Below are 16,788 nucleotides of genomic sequence, written 5' to 3'. Positions count from 1 at the left end.
CACTTTGGCGTTCTCATAGTGCAAGCCCCCTTTTCCCGCAAGTTTACTGATCCAAGGGGCTTTGATGCAGCGCAAATCACTTGCGAACAGCTTGTCGTATGGTCATATCATCACCAAACACGTTGTAACCCAAGAGGTCCCCTACCAATGACCACGTTTGACGAACGCGAAAACGCCTTTGAAGCCAAGTATGCGCATGACGAAGAGATGCAGTTCAAGGCGCAGGCCCGCTGCAACAAACTGCTTGGCCTGTGGGCCGCAGAAAAACTGGGCAAATCCGGTGATGATGCGGCAGAATACGCCAGGACCGTCGTCATTGCGGATTTTGAAGAGGCCGGCCACGAAGACGTGGTGCGCAAGGTCGCGGGTGATCTTGGGTCTTTGTCCTCGGCTGATGAAATCCGCGCCAAGATGGCCGAACTTCTACCCGTCGCCAAATCCCAGGTCTTAAGCGAGACAGAATAAGGGCTTAACACCGACCTCATGATCTTCATGAGATTTATGAATTTGATTTGACGCCCCGGTCATGAGACACGGGGCGTCTCTTCTTTTGACAGGCCATTTGCGCCTTTTTTCGGAATACCCCAATGACAAATGCACTCAGCCAGCTTCTTGCGACAAACGATGTCATTCTCGCAGATGGGGCCACGGGCACCAATTTGTTCAATGTGGGGCTGCAGTCGGGTGACGCGCCAGAACTTTGGAATGTGGATTCGCCAGACAAAATTCGGGCGCTGTATCAGGGTTGGGTTGACGCGGGCAGTGATTTGTTCCTGACCAACACGTTTGGTGGAACGGCTGCACGTCTAAAACTGCACGACGCACAGAACCGGGTGGCCGAATTAAACCGCATCGGGGCGGAACTTGGTCGGGAAATTGCTGACAAAGCAGGTCGCACTATTGTTGTTGCTGGTTCGGTCGGGCCTACAGGTGAAATCATGGAACCGGTCGGAAGCCTGTCGCACGCGGATGCGGTTGAGATGTTCCACGAACAGGCTGAAGCACTCAAGAAGGGTGGTGCAGACGTTCTGTGGGTCGAAACCATCAGCGCGCCCGAGGAATTCCGTGCCGCGACCGAGGCATTTGCGATGGCCGATATGCCGTGGTGCGGAACGATGAGTTTTGACACCGCTGGCCGTACAATGATGGGCGTAACCTCGGCGGATCTGGCCAAATTGGTCGAAACACTTCCGAACAAACCGCTGGCCTTCGGCGCGAATTGCGGCACGGGCTCATCTGATATCATGCGGACGGTTTTGGGCTTTGTGGCTCAGGGAACGGACCTGCCCTTGATTTCAAAAGGAAACGCCGGAATTCCAAAATATGTGGATGGTAGCATTCAGTATGACGGTACGCCCGACCTGATGGCGCAATACGCCGTGATGGCACGCGATGCGGGTGCGACTATTATTGGCGGATGCTGCGGAACGATGCCCGCGCATATGCGGAAAATGCGCGAGGCGCTTGATAGCACGCCGCGCGGGTCGAGACCAACGTTGGATCAGATCACTGATGCCTTGGGGCCGTTTACATCTGCCTCGGACGGTACAGGTGACAGCGCCGCCGCGCCTGAGCGGCGCTCACGCCGCCGCCGTCGCGCGTAAGCGCTTTCAGCGCCCTTCGAATTTCGGGGGGCGTTTTTCCATAAATGCCACGACACCTTCGGCGAAGTCTCGGCTGCGCCCGCATTCGCCTTGCAAATTCGCCTCTAATGCCAATTGTTGAGGCAAGGTTTTTTCATAGGTTCCGCGAATGGCCTTTTTAATCGCGCCAAACCCGGCTGTCGGACCGTCCGCCAGGTAGGACGCACGCTTGCGCCAATGGGCGTCGAATTCAGCGTCTGGTACGGCTTCCCAGATCAAGCCCCATTGATCTGCCTCACGCGCACTGATCTTGTCAGCAAACAAGGCCGCGCCCATGGCTTTGGCAAATCCCATCTGGCGTGGCATGAACCAAGTACCGCCTGCGTCGGGCAACAATCCAATCCGAGCAAACGCCTGCAAGAAATAGGCGCTTTCGGTTGCGATCACCACATCGGCGCACAGCGCAAGGTTTGCCCCTGCCCCCGCCGCAGCCCCGTTCACGGCCGCGATAGTCGGCACCGGGCAGTTGTAGATCGACTCCAACATGGGTTCGTATTCGTCACGCAGCGTGCGCTCCAGATCCACTTTGCCGGTGCTGGACGCGTCGCCGAGATCCTGCCCCGAGCAAAACGCCCCACCTGCTCCAGTCACAACAATCGCGCGCGCATTCCGAGCGGCGTAGATCATGGCGTGTGTAACCTCGGCGCGCATTTGCACCGTCATCGCGTTCATCTTGTCAGGGCGGTTTAGGGTAACAACCGCCAAGTCGTCTGTGATATCCAGCAGGATCGTTTCGTAGTCCATGAACCCCTCACCAAATCTGAGCTTTGGCGGACCTTGACCCAATTAGACGAGAAGGAAAAGATGAACCGTGGGTCAGTCTTTAAGAATTTGGCGCAAACGCTCTTTCTCGGCCTCACTGAGGGTATCTTTCTCGCCCTCGGCCTGCACTTGGGACCGCTTTCGCAGAAAATTCCATCCCATAGCTGCCGCGAGCAACAGCATAGTCGGGCCTGCCAGCCACAGCATCAGGTTCGAGCCTGTGACAGTTGGTTTTAACAGAACATACTCGCCATAGCGATCCACGATGAAGGCGATTGCCTCTTCATCCGTGTCCCCGGCAACCAAACGTTCGCGCACCAAAAGGCGCAGGTCGCGGGCCAAGTCTGCATTGCTTTCATCGATGCTTTCGTTGCGGCAGACAAGGCAGCGCAAACCGGTGCTAAGGTCGCGCGCCCTTTCTTCCAGCACCGGATCATCCAGCACCTCGTCCGGCTGCACCGCGAATAATGGCGACGCAATCAGCGACAGAACTAGGGCCAGACGCTTCATTCTGCCGGCACCCCGCGCGCTGGCGTCTTGCGCGCACCAGCTGCGACGCGGAAACGTCGATCCGACAGGCTGAGCAATCCACCCAGGGACATCAGGATACATCCGGCCCAAATCCAATTGGCAAAGGGCTTGATATAGGTTCGAACAACCCACCCTCCATTGGCTTGCTGATCCCCGATCACCACATAGAGGTCGCGCAGGAACCGATAGTCGATGGCGGCTTCGGTGGTGGGCATCTGCGCCACGGGGTAATCACGTTTTTCGGGATGCAGAGTTCCAATGCTTCGCCCATCTTTTTCGACCAGCACGTCTGCTGTTGTAGAAAAATAGTTTGGCCCTTGTACGCGCCTGACATCTTCCAGAGTGAGAGTAAACTGGCCAACCTCGAACGGCTGACCAGGCTGGGCGACGCGAATATCCTCAACCTCCCACGCGGTCAGACCAGCAACGGCAAACATGGTCACGCCAAGACCAGTATGCGCCACAGCTTTACCCCAGTCCGCACCGGGCAGACGGAAAAGGCGCTTTAGGCTTCCGTTGCGGCCGGTTCGGCTCCACAAATCAAAGGCCGCCCCCATCGTGATCCAGGCACCAAGGAACAGACCAACCGGCCCCAACGCGCTGCGGCCTGTCTGCATCGCCCAGACCAACAACGCCAACGCAAGGGCCAGAATGAAGACATAACGTAACGAATATGCTGTTTTCCCCAGCTTGCCACGTTTCCACGGTAGCATCGCACCAACAGGCAGCACTATTCCCAAAGCGACCATAAACGGGGTAAATGCCGCGTTAAAGAACGGAGGGCCAACCGATAGCTTCCGGTCAAAGGCCATTTCGGCGACCATCGGCCACATCGTTCCAACAAATACGACAAAACAGCTAACGGCCAGCAGGATGTTGTTCAGCACCAGTGCGCTTTCACGGCTGACCATGCCGAAAACGCCCTTTGCCTCCATTGTCTGCGCGCGGGCAGCGAATAACGTCAGCGCGCCCCCCATGAAGAACACAAGGATAAGCAAAATAAAGACGCCCCGTTCGGGATCAGTTGCGAAGGCATGGACCGAGGTCAACAATCCCGAACGCACAATAAATGTACCGATCAGTGAGAATCCAAATGCGATGATCGCCAACAGGATGGTCCAGCTTTTTAGCGCCTCTCGTTTTTCCACAACAATCGCTGAATGCAACAAAGCAGCCGCCAAGAGCCACGGCATAAAGGATGCGTTTTCAACCGGGTCCCAGAACCAGAACCCGCCCCAGCCCAGCTCATAATATGCCCACCACGACCCCAGAGCGATACCGATTGTCAAAAACACCCAGGCCGCCAGTGTCCACGGACGTACCCAACGGCCCCAAGCCGCGTCGACACGGCCCTCAATCAATGCGGCCACCGCAAAGCTGAACGCCATGCTAAGGCCAACATAGCCCAAATACAGAAATGGCGGATGGAAGGCCAAGCCTGGGTCCTGCAACAGCGGGTTCAAGTCCCGACCGTCAAAAGGTGCAACAACCAGCCGGTCAAACGGGTTAGAGGTGAACAGGATGAAGGCAAAGAACGCAACTGCGATTGAGGCCTGCACCGCCAGAACTCGTGCTTTCAGGGTTGGGGGCAGACCACCCCCGAAAAACGCGGCCATCGCGCCGAACAGAGCCACGATAAGCACCCACAGCAACATGGACCCTTCATGGTTTCCCCAAGTTCCGCTGATCTTGTACAGCATCGGTTTGGCCGAATGGCTATTCTCGACCACGATCCTTAGGGAAAAATCAGAATTCACAAACGCCCACACCAGTGCGGCGAACGAAAAAGCAACTAACGAGAATTGGATAATCGCCGCGGATTCGGCGAAACTCATCCAGCTAGGCCATCGTTTGGCGGCACCTATCAGAGGAACCACCGTCTGCACGATGGCAACCAAAAAAGCGAGGATCAGGGCGAAATGGCCAAGTTCTGTAAACATGGCCAAAGGTATAATTCGGTTGGGCGGTGAGCTCCAATAACTTTCGCCCTTTTCAGACGACCATAGTGTCGCGGCTTATACGGGGCGCGAACTCCGCCAGTCGTCCAACGCGGGATTACGATCCGGGCGGCTCGCCCGTTCAGCCAGTATGACATCTGGTCCGGGATCTGCTGAGCCGATCGCATCGCTACGCATTGAGCGTATGGCGTATAAGTTGTCCATAACGTCTGGTGTGCGCCGCATCGTGGCCGAGATCTCGCGTTGAAGGTCTTGCATCTTGGCTTGGTGACGCGCACCAAAATAGAAAGAAACGATCACGCCCAGCAGCCACCACAACGGCTCGGGCACCAACGCAATGCCCTGCATTCGCGCGGCAAACCATAGCGGATCGACCATAGCGGCAACAAAAAGACCCAACGTGCCAAGCGCCATCGCTGGACGCGGAAGGCGGTTTAACCCATCCATGAACCGATCAAACGGGCTCTTCTGCTGGGCCTTGAACTCATCACGGAACTGAACCATCGCTTGCTGTTGCAGTCCCAGGTTCCGCTCGGCCCCTTTTTCAGAGTTTTCACGAAATATCTCAACGGTTTCACGCACGATGTTGCGGTTACTACCGAAGAGAAAAGACAATACGTTGGCGATTAAACCCATGCTGCAACCCTTTGTTGAAACTCATCATGGCTGAGATGATATTTGGACGAGACGAACTCCTCAGCCCTCCGGATCCAACCACCTTTGCCACCATTCCTGCGGCGCACATATTTACGGGATGCAGGTCTGTGATCGGCCAGACGAAAATAGAAGTTGCGCCGTGCGACACCGTAGGCATCCCGAAGCGTGAGCGGGTCGTGCTTTGCTGCGCTACCGCAAGCATGTGCCGTTTGGGGCCCGACAATTCCATCTACATCAAGTTCATACCCCATCTCACGCAACAGACGCTGCAGTATTGTAACAGCCTGTCCGCCGGCATTCACATACATGTCGAAAACCGAAGGACGGATCGCCGCGGGCAGAAGGTTCAGGCGGGGCAACTCATAGTAGTGCTGGATAAATATCTCTGCTGCCTCAGATTTGCTGAGCATCCGAACATCTGTCGTATCGATTACCCCGTCGTTGGACAGATCCAAGCCCAAACGCCGCATCGTGTGAATTGTAACGCCATATTTCGTCGCACCGCCCGGGTCGTCGGGATCGTCGATGAACCCGCCTTCACGCGCCACGATTTCGGTTGCTATCTGTCTGACCGTTCTCAATTCACCCTCCGTTAGTTATTGGGTGAACGCTGCTTGAATTCGGTAAAGGTTCAGGAAAAAGAAAGGGCGCTACTTGTGCAACGCCCTGTCTAGAACACAACGAAGAAGGTGGTTAACCACCGCCGGTTTCTTTGTAGACACCCTGTTCTTTCAGAGCATCCATCACCTCTTTCGGCATGTATGTCTCATCGTGTTTCGCAAGAATTTCAGTGGCTTCAAATACGCCGTTCACGTACGATCCAGTGCCCACCATCCCTTGATTTTCCGAAAAAAGATCCGGCAGCACTCCGGTAAACGCCACGGGCACACTTTCGCCGCCATCGGTAACAACAAAGCGCACCGTCTCACCCTGTCCGCGCACGATCGAGCCTTCTTCAACCAGCCCGCCAATGCGGAACACTTCGGTCGGCAAAGGTGGTTCAGCAATCACCTGGCTGGGAGAGCGGAAAAAGTTGATACCATCCCGCATCGCATACCCAATCAACCCCGTCGACAAGACCAATGCCACAACGGCCAGCACGATGACCTGAACTCGACGACGTTTCTTGAGCGTTTTCATACCGTCCTCATGGGAACAAGGGGGCCATCATCAAACCCGTTGTTTCGTTCTCACCTAACATCAGGTTCGCGTTCTGCAAGGCTTGTCCACTGCTACCTTTTGTCAGGTTATCAAGCGCCCCGATCACGATTGCACGACGTTCGATCCGGTCGCTGACGACGCCAATATGGCAGAAATTGGAACCTCGTACATGATGCGTGGAAGGAGTCTCGCCAAAAGGCAACATCTGGATAAAAGGTTCACCCTTGTAAGCGGCGACGAGCGTTTCATACACGCTGACCGGATCGCCTTTTACGTAGGTCGTTGCCAGAATGCCCCTGTTGGCCGGTATAAGGTGCGGTGTGAACTGCACATGTACCGTGCGTCCGGCAAGTGCTGAAAACTCCTGATCGAACTCACCCAAATGCCGATGAGTTCCGCCGACAGCATAGGCGTTGTATCCTTCGCTCAACTCTGAATGCAGCAGGTTTTCCTTTAGCGAGCGACCAGCCCCCGACACGGCACATTTCAGATCCAGAACGATGTCATCCAAGTCAATAACGCCACCTGAAACTAGCGGCCGCAGCACGTATTGCCCCGTCGCAGCATTACAGCCGGTCCCTGCGACCAGTCGCGCGTTTCTAATTTCATCGCGGTAGAACTCGGTCAGGCCGTAAACGGCTTCATCCTGCATTTCCAACGCCGCATGCGGATTGCCGTACCATTTTTCATATTCTCCGGCATCCCGCAGCCGGAAATCGGCGGACAAGTCGATTATCTTGAGGTCTTTCGGCAAATCGCGAATGACTTCCTGACTGGTTTTATGCGGCAATGCGCAAAAACACAGGTCAATCTGCGAAAAATCAATTTCAGAGACTTTGCACAGGTCGGGCAGTGCCATGTGGCGCAGATGTGGGAAAACCTGTGCCATCGACATGCCCGCCTTGCGTTCGGCTGCCAAGGCAGTGATTTCCATGTTCGGGTGCTCGGCAATCAGCCTCACGAGTTCGGCGCCGGTGTAACCGGAAGCACCGAGAATTGCGATTTTATGGGTCATGTCAGACCTCTTACTTCATAGTGTCAAGTGTCACGACCGCCGACGCGACGGTCTTTGAGTAATCGAAGGAGTGCGGCAAGGTCCTTGACCTGCGTCAGGCTGCTTGGAACTTGATCTGTCGTCGGAGGAACTGGGTCGCCCGGTCGCTAACGAAATCTGGTTTGCCCGTCGTCAGGAATCCACCTTTGGCGTCGCCCTGCATTTTCGGATGGCGCTGCAGGTAATCCGCAAGGCTTTCCGCGACCAATGCACCTTGGCTGAAAACCTGCACTTTGGGACCAAGTGCAGCCTGAAACGTGTCCGCCATCAAAGGATAATGGGTACAGCCCAGAATAGCCGCCTGAGGTTCTGGCATTTTGCGTTTCAGCGCATCCACATGACTTCGCACCAGTGCCTCGGCAAGGATCATGTCACCATCTTCGATCGCATCAACCACGCCGCCGCATGCCTGCGCCTCAACATCTACGCCAATGGCCCGAAATGCCAATTCCCTTTGAAACGCGCGGCTGGAAACGGTTGCGGGTGTCGCAAACAGGGCCACATGCTTGATGGCAACTTCACGAGGAGGGCTGTTGTCACCCCATTGACGTTCGGTCAGAGCCTCGATCAGTGGTACGAATACACCTAAAACGCGCTTACCCTCTGGCACGCCTTCTTCCTGCATCCGGCGCAGTGCGGCAGCACTGGCGGTATTACAGGCCAGAATCACCAGATCACAGCCGCGGTTCCAAAGATCACCTACGGCGTGCCGCGTCAGTTCATAGATGTTTTCAGCGTCGCGTACGCCATACGGCGCATGCGCGCTGTCCGCGTAATACAGAAAATCGACGTCCGGAAGACGTTTCTGCGCAGCGTCCAGGACGGTCAGACCGCCCAAGCCAGAATCAAAGATGCCTACTGCCATTTGCCCCTTTAGGCGCGATGCCGTTCCTCAAATTCATAGCCGTAGTCATAAGACTCTAACGGCGTCGGAGACAGCTCATACGTGGCTTTGCGCAAGAAATCCATCATCTTGCGCGTATCCTTGGCCAAAGGATCCAAAACTTCCCTACCGATGGGGTCGCCAATAACCACTCTGACAGGCGTATCCACGCGTTTTTTGAACTCTTTAATCAACAGACCCATGCGCAGAGTGTTGTGCAAATGACTGGCGATCTGGAACAGGCGTGAGGTGTGGCCGTCAAAGAAAACAGGCACCACCGTGGCGTTCGATTTTGCAACCATCCGTGCCGTGAAGCCGCGCCAGCCCGGATCCATCGGGTGCGAAAAGGGTTTTACCGCCGTGCTCACCGTGCCGCCCGGAAAAATCCCGATTGCCCCGTCAGAGCCCAAGTAATTCAAGGCTGTCTTTCGCGTCTCAAGGTTCAGCTTCATCGCCTCTTTCGTTTCATCAAACGAAATCGGAAGTATGATGCGGTTTATATCTTCGGCCTTTCGGAATACCCGATTGGCCAAAATACGGAAATCACCGCGTGTCTGAGACAAAATATGCCCCATCATCAGCCCGTCCAGAATCCCATAGGGGTGGTTGGCAATCAGAATCAATGGCCCTGTCTTGGGGATATTTGCCAGCGAGCCGCCAACCACATCCAGCGACAGACCATAGCGATCTACCATGACTGACCAGAAATCACGCCCGTTTGTGACTTCTTTCTCATACCCGTCCGCGCGCTTGATTAGTCGCAGTCTGCCGGTGGTGTTTTCCATAAGTTTAATGACCATACGTCCGCCTTTTGTTTCGGCGGAATGGGCATAGGAAATGTCCCGAGCGACATGACGGCGTGATGGCATCCGAGTCTCCGAAGGTTGCTGCCCGCAAAATAGGATCAAGCAACAATTTTGCCTAGGTTTCGTGACACGCCTGTGACGATTTATTCAGCAGCGGCGCGCAGCTCGGGACCTCCGCCTTTAATGATACTCAACAATTCTTCACGCCTTTTGGCGGCCTTTGCCTCATTCGCCCGCAAAACCGGACCGAAACCTCGGATATCCAGCGGAAGTTGCGCCAAAGCGATCACCGCGTCGCGGGTTTGCGCATTAATCAAGGGCTCCACCTCTTTGAAATCACGCTCGTATTGCTTGATCAGATCACGCTCCATTCGGCGTTCTTCGCTATAGCTGAAGATATCCAGCGGCGTGCCGCGAAGGACTTTCAGCTTAGCCAAGAGCTTCATTGGCGTCAGCATCCACTCACCAAATGCGCGCTTTTTGGGGCGTCCATCCGGACCTTTCCCGCCCAGAATGGGAGGAGCCAGATGGAACGTCATTTTGAAGTCTCCATCAAATTCGGCTGACGCCTTGTCGCGGCTGTCCAGCATCAGTCGGGCAACTTCGTATTCATCCTTGTAAGACAGAAGCTTATGATACCCTTTTGCCACGGCTTTCCGGACCTGAGTATCGTCAAACCTTTCCACGAATTCGCGATAACGTTTGGCTAAACGGTTGCTTTGATACGCAGTCAGGTGTGCCGCGCGATAGTCGATCTTTTGATCCAGTGTTTTCGGCATTTCTGACAGATTAGGCTTAAGAATTGCCTCCACTTCGGATGGATGCAAAACCGCCCAACGCCCGATGTCAAACGCGCGTTTGTTCCGTTCAACAGCAGTACCGTTCAATTCGATAGCCTGCATCATGGCGCCGTGGCTGATCGGCAGTAAACCCCGCTGCCAAGCAGCACCAAAAACCATCATGTTAGAATAAATCGAGTCTCCCATCACCGCGCGCGCCAGTTCAGTCGCATCGAACAAAGAGACGCCTTCTTTCAACCGTGCCTGCAAAGCCAGTTCAAGCCGATCTCCGGGAATGCGGAAACCGGTATCGCGGGTGAAGTCACCTGTTACTGTTTCATGGTTGTTGACCACCGCGCCGGTTTGTCCGGTACGTGTCAGCCCCAGTGTCTTCGCACCGGCCGAAACAACCAAATCACCACCGATCAATGCGTGCGCCTCGCCTGTCGCAACACGAATAGCGCTGATATCTTCGGGCTTATTTGCAAGGCGGCAATGTATATGTACGGCACCACCCTTTTGGGCCAGTCCCGCCATCTCCATCATGCCTGCGCCCTTGCCGTCTATCTGCGCTGCCTGTGCCAGGACCGCACCCAACGTCACCACGCCAGTGCCACCAACCCCTGTGATCACAACGTTGTGCGTTCCTTCGATTTCCGGCAGCACGGGTTCCTGCAGGTGAGGTAGATCAATCTCAGTCGTGGCTTCTTTACGGATTTTTGCGCCTTCCAACGTTACAAACGACGGGCAAAAGCCCTTGAGGCAAGAAAAATCCTTGTTGCAGCTTGATTGGTCAATCGCACGCTTGCGCCCCAATTCGGTTTCTTTCGGAACGATCGAAACACAGTTCGATTGCACCCCACAATCACCGCAGCCTTCGCAAATATCGGTGTTGATAAATACGCGTTTGTCCGGATCGGGGAAAGTACCGCGCTTGCGCCGGCGGCGTTTTTCGGCGGCACAAGTTTGCACGTATACGATAACCGAGACGCCCGCGATTTCGCGGAAACGCTCCTGAACCTGCATTAACTTAGCGCGTTCAGTTGTCTCGACACCTGACGGCAGAGCCTTGAAGTTCACGTCTTCTTTTTCGTCATACACCACTGCCACGTGCTGTACGCCCATCGCCGTGACCTCGGCGACGATCCTCTCAGCGGTCAAATCACCTTCGTTCTCTTGCCCTCCGGTCATTGCGACGGCGTCGTTATACAGGATTTTAAAGGTGATGTTCGTACCTGCGGCAAGCGCGGCACGGATTGCCTGCACGCCCGAGTGGTTATACGTGCCGTCGCCAAGGTTCTGGAACACGTGTTTGGTGGTCGAAAACGGCGCTTCACCAATCCAGTTGGCTCCTTCGCCGCCCATCTGTGTGAACCCGGTTGTTTCCCGGTCCATCCATTGCACCATGTAGTGACAGCCGATACCGGCATAGGCACGGCTGCCATCCGGGACTTTGGTTGAGCTGTTATGAGGACAGCCCGAGCAGAAATACGGTAATCGCGTCGCGATTTCTTCGGCGTTGTCCGCTCGGCGCGCCTCGGATAGCTTGGCCAAACCTGCGCGAACGCCATCCGTATCGCGACCCTCTTCTATCAGGATTTCACCCAGTTTCTCAGCGATCATGTTCGGATCAAGTGCGCCACGTGTGGGGAACAGCTCCTCGCGGTGCAAGGTCCCGGCCCCGCCTTTGTACCACCCGTAGACACGACGCCCCCGACGGTCATCAAAGATGGCTTCTTTGACCTGAACCTCGATCAGCTTTCGCTTTTCTTCCACGATAACAACTAGGTCCAGCCCTTCGGCCCAGTCATGGAAACCGGACATATCCAATGGGAAGGTCTGACCGATTTTGTACGTGGTGATCCCCAACCGCTCAGCTTCTTCGGCATCAATATTCAACAGTGACATGGCGTGCATAAGGTCAAGCCAGTTTTTACCTGCCGCAACAAAGCCTATCTTGGCTCCGGGCTTACCCCAGACACGCTTGTCCATCTTGTTTGCGTGCGAAAACGTTTCGGCCGCAAAGCGTTTATAGTCGATAATGCGCGCTTCTTGCAGATGCGGTGTGTCGCCCAACCGGATGTTCAAACCGCCTTCGGGCATGCTGAAGTCGGGTACAACCAGATTCATCCGGTCAACGCTTCCATCCACAACCGACGTAACCTCGATCGTGTCTTTCATCGTCTTCAGACCAACCCAGACCCCGGCAAACCGGCTGAGTGCAAAGCCGTAGATGCCATAATCCAGAATTTCCTGCACACCAGCGGGGCTGACGACCGGCATGTACATATCGACCAGCGACCATTCGGACTGGTGCAAAACGGTCGAGCTTTCGCCGGTATGGTCGTCCCCCATCGCCATCAGCACGCCACCGTGCTTGGCCGTACCCGCCATGTTGGCATGGCGCATCACGTCGCCCGACCGATCAACACCGGGGCCTTTTCCGTACCAAAGACCGAACACGCCATCAAACCGGCCATCCCCGCGCAGCCCTGCCTGCTGGCTTCCCCAAAGCGCGGTTGCGGCAAGGTCCTCGTTCAGACCGTATTGAAAGGTGACGTCGCTTTCCGCCAGCCGTTTCTGCGCCCGCGTCATCTGCGTGTCCACTGCGCCCAGCGGTGAGCCACGATATCCAGTCACCAGACCTGCCGTGTTTAAGCCCGCCTGTGTATCCCGTGCCTTCTGCATCAGCATCAGGCGCACAAGCGCTTGTGTGCCGTTCAAAAGAACGGGGCTTTTATCCAAATCAAATCTGTCGTTCAGCGATATTTTTGGCTGACTCATCAGACGTCTCCCCTCGTCAGATCAGTGTGCTGCATTTGTGTCCATTTTAGGTCATAATTTCTGACCTGTATAGTATTTATCCTCAGTATCCCAAGGATTTCAGTGTTTGAATGTAGAAGTTGTTACCTATTTCATATAGGCCTTCCGAAGGATAACGAAAGTTGCGGCGATGGATTGGGACAAGCTTAGGATATTTCACGCAGTTGCGGATGCGGGCAGCCTGACTCATGCGGGTGATAAGCTGAATCTGTCTCAGTCAGCGGTCAGCCGACAGATCAGAGCCTTAGAAGAGTCGCTTGATTCGACTCTGTTCCACCGCCACGCACGGGGGTTGATCCTGACCGAACAAGGCGAGCTGCTGTTTGATGCGACTTCAGCCATGTCGAAGCGCCTGGATGCGGCCGCAGCGCGCATCCGTGACAGCGAGGAAGAGGTGTTCGGGGTCTTGCGGGTGACAACGACATTTGGGTTCGGCACCCTGTGGCTGGCCCCGCGCCTTCCGAAACTTTACGAACAATATCCTGACTTGAACATCGACCTGATGTTGGAAGAACGTGTGTTGGACTTGCCGATGCGCGAGGCTGACGTCGCCATTCGCATGAAAGAACCCAGCCAGGCGGATCTGGTTCGCAAGCGCCTCATGACGGTGCAAATGCAGCTTTACGCGACGCAGGAATATCTCGACACGCGCGGAGGTATGCCCGCCTCTCTGGAGGACATCGAGCACCACCGATTGATCTGCCAAACACCTGCGGCCCCGCAAGTTGGTGCCAGCGCAGCCATGGTTCGGCATTTGATGACTTACAACCCGGGCTCACTGCTGACCGTCAACAACTATTTCGGTGTCTTGCAAGGCGTATTGCACCATCTGGGTATCGGCGTACTGCCCGACTATGTCACCCATGGGTTGCCCAATGTCGTTCCCATCCTGCCCGATATCGAAAGTGCAGATGTTCCTGTTTACCTCGCCTACCCAGAAGAGTTGCGCCATTCGAAACGCGTCGCAGCCTTTCGCGATTTCGTTCAGGATGAGATCATTGAACAGCGCAAGCAGTTGAAGCAAATGGGAAAACTCTAGCTATGCACAGATGGCATAGCGGACATGACCAACGATCAATCTGAAATGTCTTGATCGTTAACAAACTGACCCCTAAATGAGCAATCGAAGGCGATGATGCCGAAACGCTCATCATCTTCATACCTCCCTGTTGGACTACGGCCGAGCTTAGTGCTCGGCCCTTTTTTTGCCTTTAGGCAACGCGCGCCGCGTACAAAGGGCAAAACATCTATGATTCCCGGGCACTTATTCTTATGATCACGTAAAATTTATAAAGTTGCGTGTTCGAGGACAGATTCGATGCTTACTCCTGTTCGCCTTTTCCTGGCGATCTTCTCAATTTGTTTCTTTTTCCATCCTGCATTTGCGCAGGAAAATGAAGCGCCCAGTTCTTCGGGCACGGTCAGCATTCCCCAAGATCTGACGCCGGAACAAGTAGATGATCTTGTCGCGCGCATGTCCGATGACCAGGTCCGCGCCATCCTGCTTGAGCGGTTGGACGCAGTTGCCGAACAAAACCAGGCCGAAGAGGCAGAGCGAGAAGATCCGATAACGGAAATCGGCGAGATATGGGCCGCAATGGTGGCTTCATGGACTGATGTGGCGGTCACCGTGCCCAATTTATTTACCGCACAGACGCAGGCAGTCGGCAACTTTATCGGAACTTTCGGAACAAACGGTGTCTTTGTTCTGTTGGGTTTGGTTCTGAGTGTTCTTGTCGCCGGGCTGATCGCCGAAAAGCTGTTCGGCTTGCTCACTCGAAACTGGCGAAACAGGCCTGAACCGGCTGATGAAAACGATCTTTGGGGTGCGGTCAGCTATTTGTTCAATCGCTTTTGCCGCGAGATTGCCGGTTTGGTAGTTTTCTATGTGGTCATCCGAGCCTTGGGGCGAGGACTGCTAACGCCCGAGCAACTCACCTACGCCGCACCCTTCGTGTTTTACTTGATTTGGGTTCCCCGCCTCGGAGCCGCCGCTTCTCGGTTTATTCTGGCCCCTACCAAGCCTCATTTCCGCTTGGTGAATATCGATGATCATTGGGCGAAGTACCTGTATCGAAATTTGGTCGGACTTCTGATCCTGATAGGATTTACGCTGTTTATTCTGCGGTTTAACGCTTTGAACGGAATTACGGGCGACGAAACGCGCATCGGTTTCTGGCTGAATGCTGCAATCCACATTTACATCGGTATCATCGCATGGACTGCGCGCGAGGGGCTGTCGCAAATGATGCTTGGCACAGATCCTGACCACACAAAATTCGACGAAGAGGTTGCCCGTTACTATCCGTATTTCGCTATCGGTGTTTCAGTAGTATTTTGGCTGCTTGTTGAATTCCTTGCCGCGCAGCGTGATCCGATGAAAATCGCACTGCTGGTTCAGGGGGCGCATTTCGCCACCATGTTCTGGCTGCTGATCGCGCCCGCGCTGGACACTGTGATCCGCGGCTTGGTGCGTCATCTGCAACCTCCGATGCAAGGTGAAGGCCGTGTGGCTGAGAGAGCCTACAAATCCACCAAACGCAGCTATATCCGAATTGGCCGAGTTCTTGCGGGCATATTGATCATTCTCATGATCGCAAGAGCATGGGATCTTGACCTTGGAGAAATCGCGGGCGGTCGAGAGGAAGCTGGCGGAAGATTGATCCAGTTCTTCATTATTATCGCTGTCGGGTACATCCTGAATGAACTTGTCTCACTCTGGATCAACCGCCGTCTGGCAAGAGAGCAAACCGAAGCCGAGCAGAGCCCCGACGCAGAAGCCGGAGAAGGCGGTGGCTCGGGCGGCTCGCGCCTTGCGACCGTTTTACCCCTTCTGCGCGTAACGGCCCAGGTTGCCATCGCCGTGATCTTTGTTTTGCTGGCGCTTGGGGCGTTGGGTATCAATATCACACCGCTGCTTGCCGGTGCCGGTGTACTGGGTCTGGCCATCGGTTTTGGTGCGCAAAAGCTGGTTGCCGATATCGTTGGCGGGATTTTCTTTCTGGTCGATGATGCTTTCCGGGTGGGCGAATATGTCGACGTTGGCGGCACGACTGGCACGGTCGAAAAAATTTCGATCCGTTCGATGCAACTGCGCCATCATCGCGGTCCCGTTCACACCATTCCTTACGGTGAGATTCAAAAGCTGACGAATTACAGCCGCGACTGGGTCATCATGAAGCTGAAATTCACCGTACCCTTCGACACTGACCCCAACAAAGTGAAGAAGATTTTCAAGAAGATCGGGGCCGAGATGATGGCGGACGAAGCCTTCAAGGACGGTTTCCTTCAGCCCTTTAAATCTCAGGGTGTGTTTGACTTCGACGACGTCGGCATGATCATCCGAGGCAAATTTATGGCCAAGCCCGGCAAACAGTTCACCCTGCGCAAAGAAATCTTTAACCGCGTTAAGGCCGCGTTCAATGAAAACGGGATTGATTTTGCGCGGCGCGAGGTTCGCGTTGCGATTCCCGGTTTGGACGACGCCGACCACTTGAGCGAAGAGCAAAAGGCCGCGATCGGGGCTGCAGCGGGCGAAGCCGTCAATCAACAAGTTGAGCAGCAAGCGCAGAAACCCGGCTCGGAACACGGCGCGCCCAAGTAACCTAAATGCCATTGCAAATAGTCAAAGGGCCGTCCCGAGGACGGCCTTTTTTATCGGATTGCCCCAGGAAACCCGATGCGGTTGGTCTTAACCCTTTCCACCGACGCGGCCTTGCCCTAAAACGCGC

At 55.1% G+C, this 16,788-nt stretch carries 14 protein-coding genes; 4 read left to right on the top strand and 10 right to left on the bottom strand.

What is annotated here, in order from left to right; all coding sequences use genetic code 11:
* The first annotated feature begins 147 nt into the window (after nucleotides 1-147).
* Nucleotides 148-465: a DUF1476 domain-containing protein gene (locus ACXAET_RS04450; RefSeq protein WP_068331095.1), complete on the top strand. Its 318-nt coding sequence runs from the start codon at nucleotides 148-150 to the stop codon at nucleotides 463-465.
* A 122-nt stretch (nucleotides 466-587) separates the two neighbouring features.
* Nucleotides 588-1,604, top strand: a complete 1,017-nt coding sequence (bmt, locus tag ACXAET_RS04445) for a betaine--homocysteine S-methyltransferase (protein ID WP_475181696.1) — start codon at nucleotides 588-590, stop codon at nucleotides 1,602-1,604.
* 6 nt (nucleotides 1,605-1,610) lie between these two features.
* Here bmt and ACXAET_RS04440 read toward each other — a convergent pair whose 3' ends face one another.
* The 10 genes from ACXAET_RS04440 to ACXAET_RS04395 form a co-directional block, all read right to left on the bottom strand.
* On the bottom strand, nucleotides 1,611-2,387 hold the full coding sequence (locus tag ACXAET_RS04440; protein WP_475181693.1) for an enoyl-CoA hydratase-related protein: 777 nt from the start codon (nucleotides 2,385-2,387) through the stop codon (nucleotides 1,611-1,613).
* A 72-nt stretch (nucleotides 2,388-2,459) separates the two neighbouring features.
* Entirely contained in the window at nucleotides 2,460-2,915 is a 456-nt protein-coding gene (locus ACXAET_RS04435) for a cytochrome c-type biogenesis protein (RefSeq protein WP_475181691.1), read from the bottom strand.
* Nucleotides 2,912-4,876, bottom strand: coding sequence for a heme lyase CcmF/NrfE family subunit (locus ACXAET_RS04430; protein WP_475181688.1), 1,965 nt, complete (start codon nucleotides 4,874-4,876; stop codon nucleotides 2,912-2,914). The genes ACXAET_RS04435 and ACXAET_RS04430 overlap by 4 nt, the downstream gene beginning before the upstream one ends.
* 75 nt (nucleotides 4,877-4,951) lie before the next feature.
* Nucleotides 4,952-5,530 carry a holin family protein gene (locus ACXAET_RS04425; protein ID WP_475181687.1) on the bottom strand — a complete coding sequence of 193 codons (579 nt, stop codon included), beginning with the start codon at nucleotides 5,528-5,530 and terminating at the stop codon, nucleotides 4,952-4,954.
* On the bottom strand, nucleotides 5,521-6,132 hold the full coding sequence (locus tag ACXAET_RS04420; protein ID WP_475181686.1) for a holin-associated N-acetylmuramidase: 612 nt from the start codon (nucleotides 6,130-6,132) through the stop codon (nucleotides 5,521-5,523). The genes ACXAET_RS04425 and ACXAET_RS04420 overlap by 10 nt, the downstream gene beginning before the upstream one ends.
* Before the next feature lie 112 nt (nucleotides 6,133-6,244).
* Complete coding sequence (ccmE, locus tag ACXAET_RS04415; RefSeq protein WP_475181683.1) at nucleotides 6,245-6,691, bottom strand: cytochrome c maturation protein CcmE; 447 nt, start codon at nucleotides 6,689-6,691, stop codon at nucleotides 6,245-6,247.
* 7 nt (nucleotides 6,692-6,698) lie between these two features.
* Nucleotides 6,699-7,727: an N-acetyl-gamma-glutamyl-phosphate reductase gene (gene argC, locus ACXAET_RS04410; RefSeq protein WP_475181680.1), complete on the bottom strand. Its 1,029-nt coding sequence runs from the start codon at nucleotides 7,725-7,727 to the stop codon at nucleotides 6,699-6,701.
* 94 nt (nucleotides 7,728-7,821) lie between these two features.
* A complete protein-coding gene (murI, locus tag ACXAET_RS04405) occupies nucleotides 7,822-8,631 on the bottom strand; it encodes a glutamate racemase (RefSeq protein ID WP_475181678.1) in 810 nt (269 codons plus the stop codon).
* A gap of 8 nt (nucleotides 8,632-8,639) precedes the next feature.
* Nucleotides 8,640-9,518, bottom strand: a complete 879-nt coding sequence (locus ACXAET_RS04400; protein ID WP_475181673.1) for a lysophospholipid acyltransferase family protein — start codon at nucleotides 9,516-9,518, stop codon at nucleotides 8,640-8,642.
* An 80-nt stretch (nucleotides 9,519-9,598) separates the two neighbouring features.
* Nucleotides 9,599-13,018 carry an indolepyruvate ferredoxin oxidoreductase family protein gene (locus tag ACXAET_RS04395; protein ID WP_475181668.1) on the bottom strand — a complete coding sequence of 1,140 codons (3,420 nt, stop codon included), beginning with the start codon at nucleotides 13,016-13,018 and terminating at the stop codon, nucleotides 9,599-9,601.
* Between the two features lie 169 nt (nucleotides 13,019-13,187).
* On the opposite strand from ACXAET_RS04395, the gene ACXAET_RS04390 reads away from it, so the two are divergent.
* Nucleotides 13,188-14,096, top strand: coding sequence for a LysR family transcriptional regulator (locus ACXAET_RS04390; protein WP_475181665.1), 909 nt, complete (start codon nucleotides 13,188-13,190; stop codon nucleotides 14,094-14,096).
* Between the two features lie 279 nt (nucleotides 14,097-14,375).
* Nucleotides 14,376-16,661, top strand: coding sequence for a mechanosensitive ion channel family protein (locus tag ACXAET_RS04385; protein ID WP_475181661.1), 2,286 nt, complete (start codon nucleotides 14,376-14,378; stop codon nucleotides 16,659-16,661).
* Nucleotides 16,662-16,788 lie beyond the last annotated feature (127 nt).

Source organism: Ruegeria sp. AWH4_226 (genome assembly GCF_056159225.1).
The sequence above is the reverse complement of the archived record's forward strand: the minus strand, read 5'-3'. Positions and strand labels throughout refer to the sequence as shown.

What these genes read in the sequence shown, in the direction of transcription:
- ACXAET_RS04450 (WP_068331095.1), top strand. Translation starts at nt 148, where the DNA reads ATGACCACGTTTGACGAACGCGAAAACGCCTTTGAAGCCAAGTATGCG.
- murI (WP_475181678.1), bottom strand. Translation starts at nt 8,631, where the DNA reads ATGGCAGTAGGCATCTTTGATTCTGGCTTGGGCGGTCTGACCGTCCTG.
- ACXAET_RS04385 (WP_475181661.1), top strand. Translation starts at nt 14,376, where the DNA reads ATGCTTACTCCTGTTCGCCTTTTCCTGGCGATCTTCTCAATTTGTTTC.
- ccmE (WP_475181683.1), bottom strand. Translation starts at nt 6,691, where the DNA reads ATGAAAACGCTCAAGAAACGTCGTCGAGTTCAGGTCATCGTGCTGGCC.
- ACXAET_RS04395 (WP_475181668.1), bottom strand. Translation starts at nt 13,018, where the DNA reads ATGAGTCAGCCAAAAATATCGCTGAACGACAGATTTGATTTGGATAAA.
- ACXAET_RS04400 (WP_475181673.1), bottom strand. Translation starts at nt 9,518, where the DNA reads ATGCCATCACGCCGTCATGTCGCTCGGGACATTTCCTATGCCCATTCC.
- argC (WP_475181680.1), bottom strand. Translation starts at nt 7,727, where the DNA reads ATGACCCATAAAATCGCAATTCTCGGTGCTTCCGGTTACACCGGCGCC.
- ACXAET_RS04430 (WP_475181688.1), bottom strand. Translation starts at nt 4,876, where the DNA reads ATGTTTACAGAACTTGGCCATTTCGCCCTGATCCTCGCTTTTTTGGTT.
- ACXAET_RS04390 (WP_475181665.1), top strand. Translation starts at nt 13,188, where the DNA reads ATGGATTGGGACAAGCTTAGGATATTTCACGCAGTTGCGGATGCGGGC.
- ACXAET_RS04440 (WP_475181693.1), bottom strand. Translation starts at nt 2,387, where the DNA reads ATGGACTACGAAACGATCCTGCTGGATATCACAGACGACTTGGCGGTT.
- bmt (WP_475181696.1), top strand. Translation starts at nt 588, where the DNA reads ATGACAAATGCACTCAGCCAGCTTCTTGCGACAAACGATGTCATTCTC.
- ACXAET_RS04425 (WP_475181687.1), bottom strand. Translation starts at nt 5,530, where the DNA reads ATGGGTTTAATCGCCAACGTATTGTCTTTTCTCTTCGGTAGTAACCGC.
- ACXAET_RS04435 (WP_475181691.1), bottom strand. Translation starts at nt 2,915, where the DNA reads ATGAAGCGTCTGGCCCTAGTTCTGTCGCTGATTGCGTCGCCATTATTC.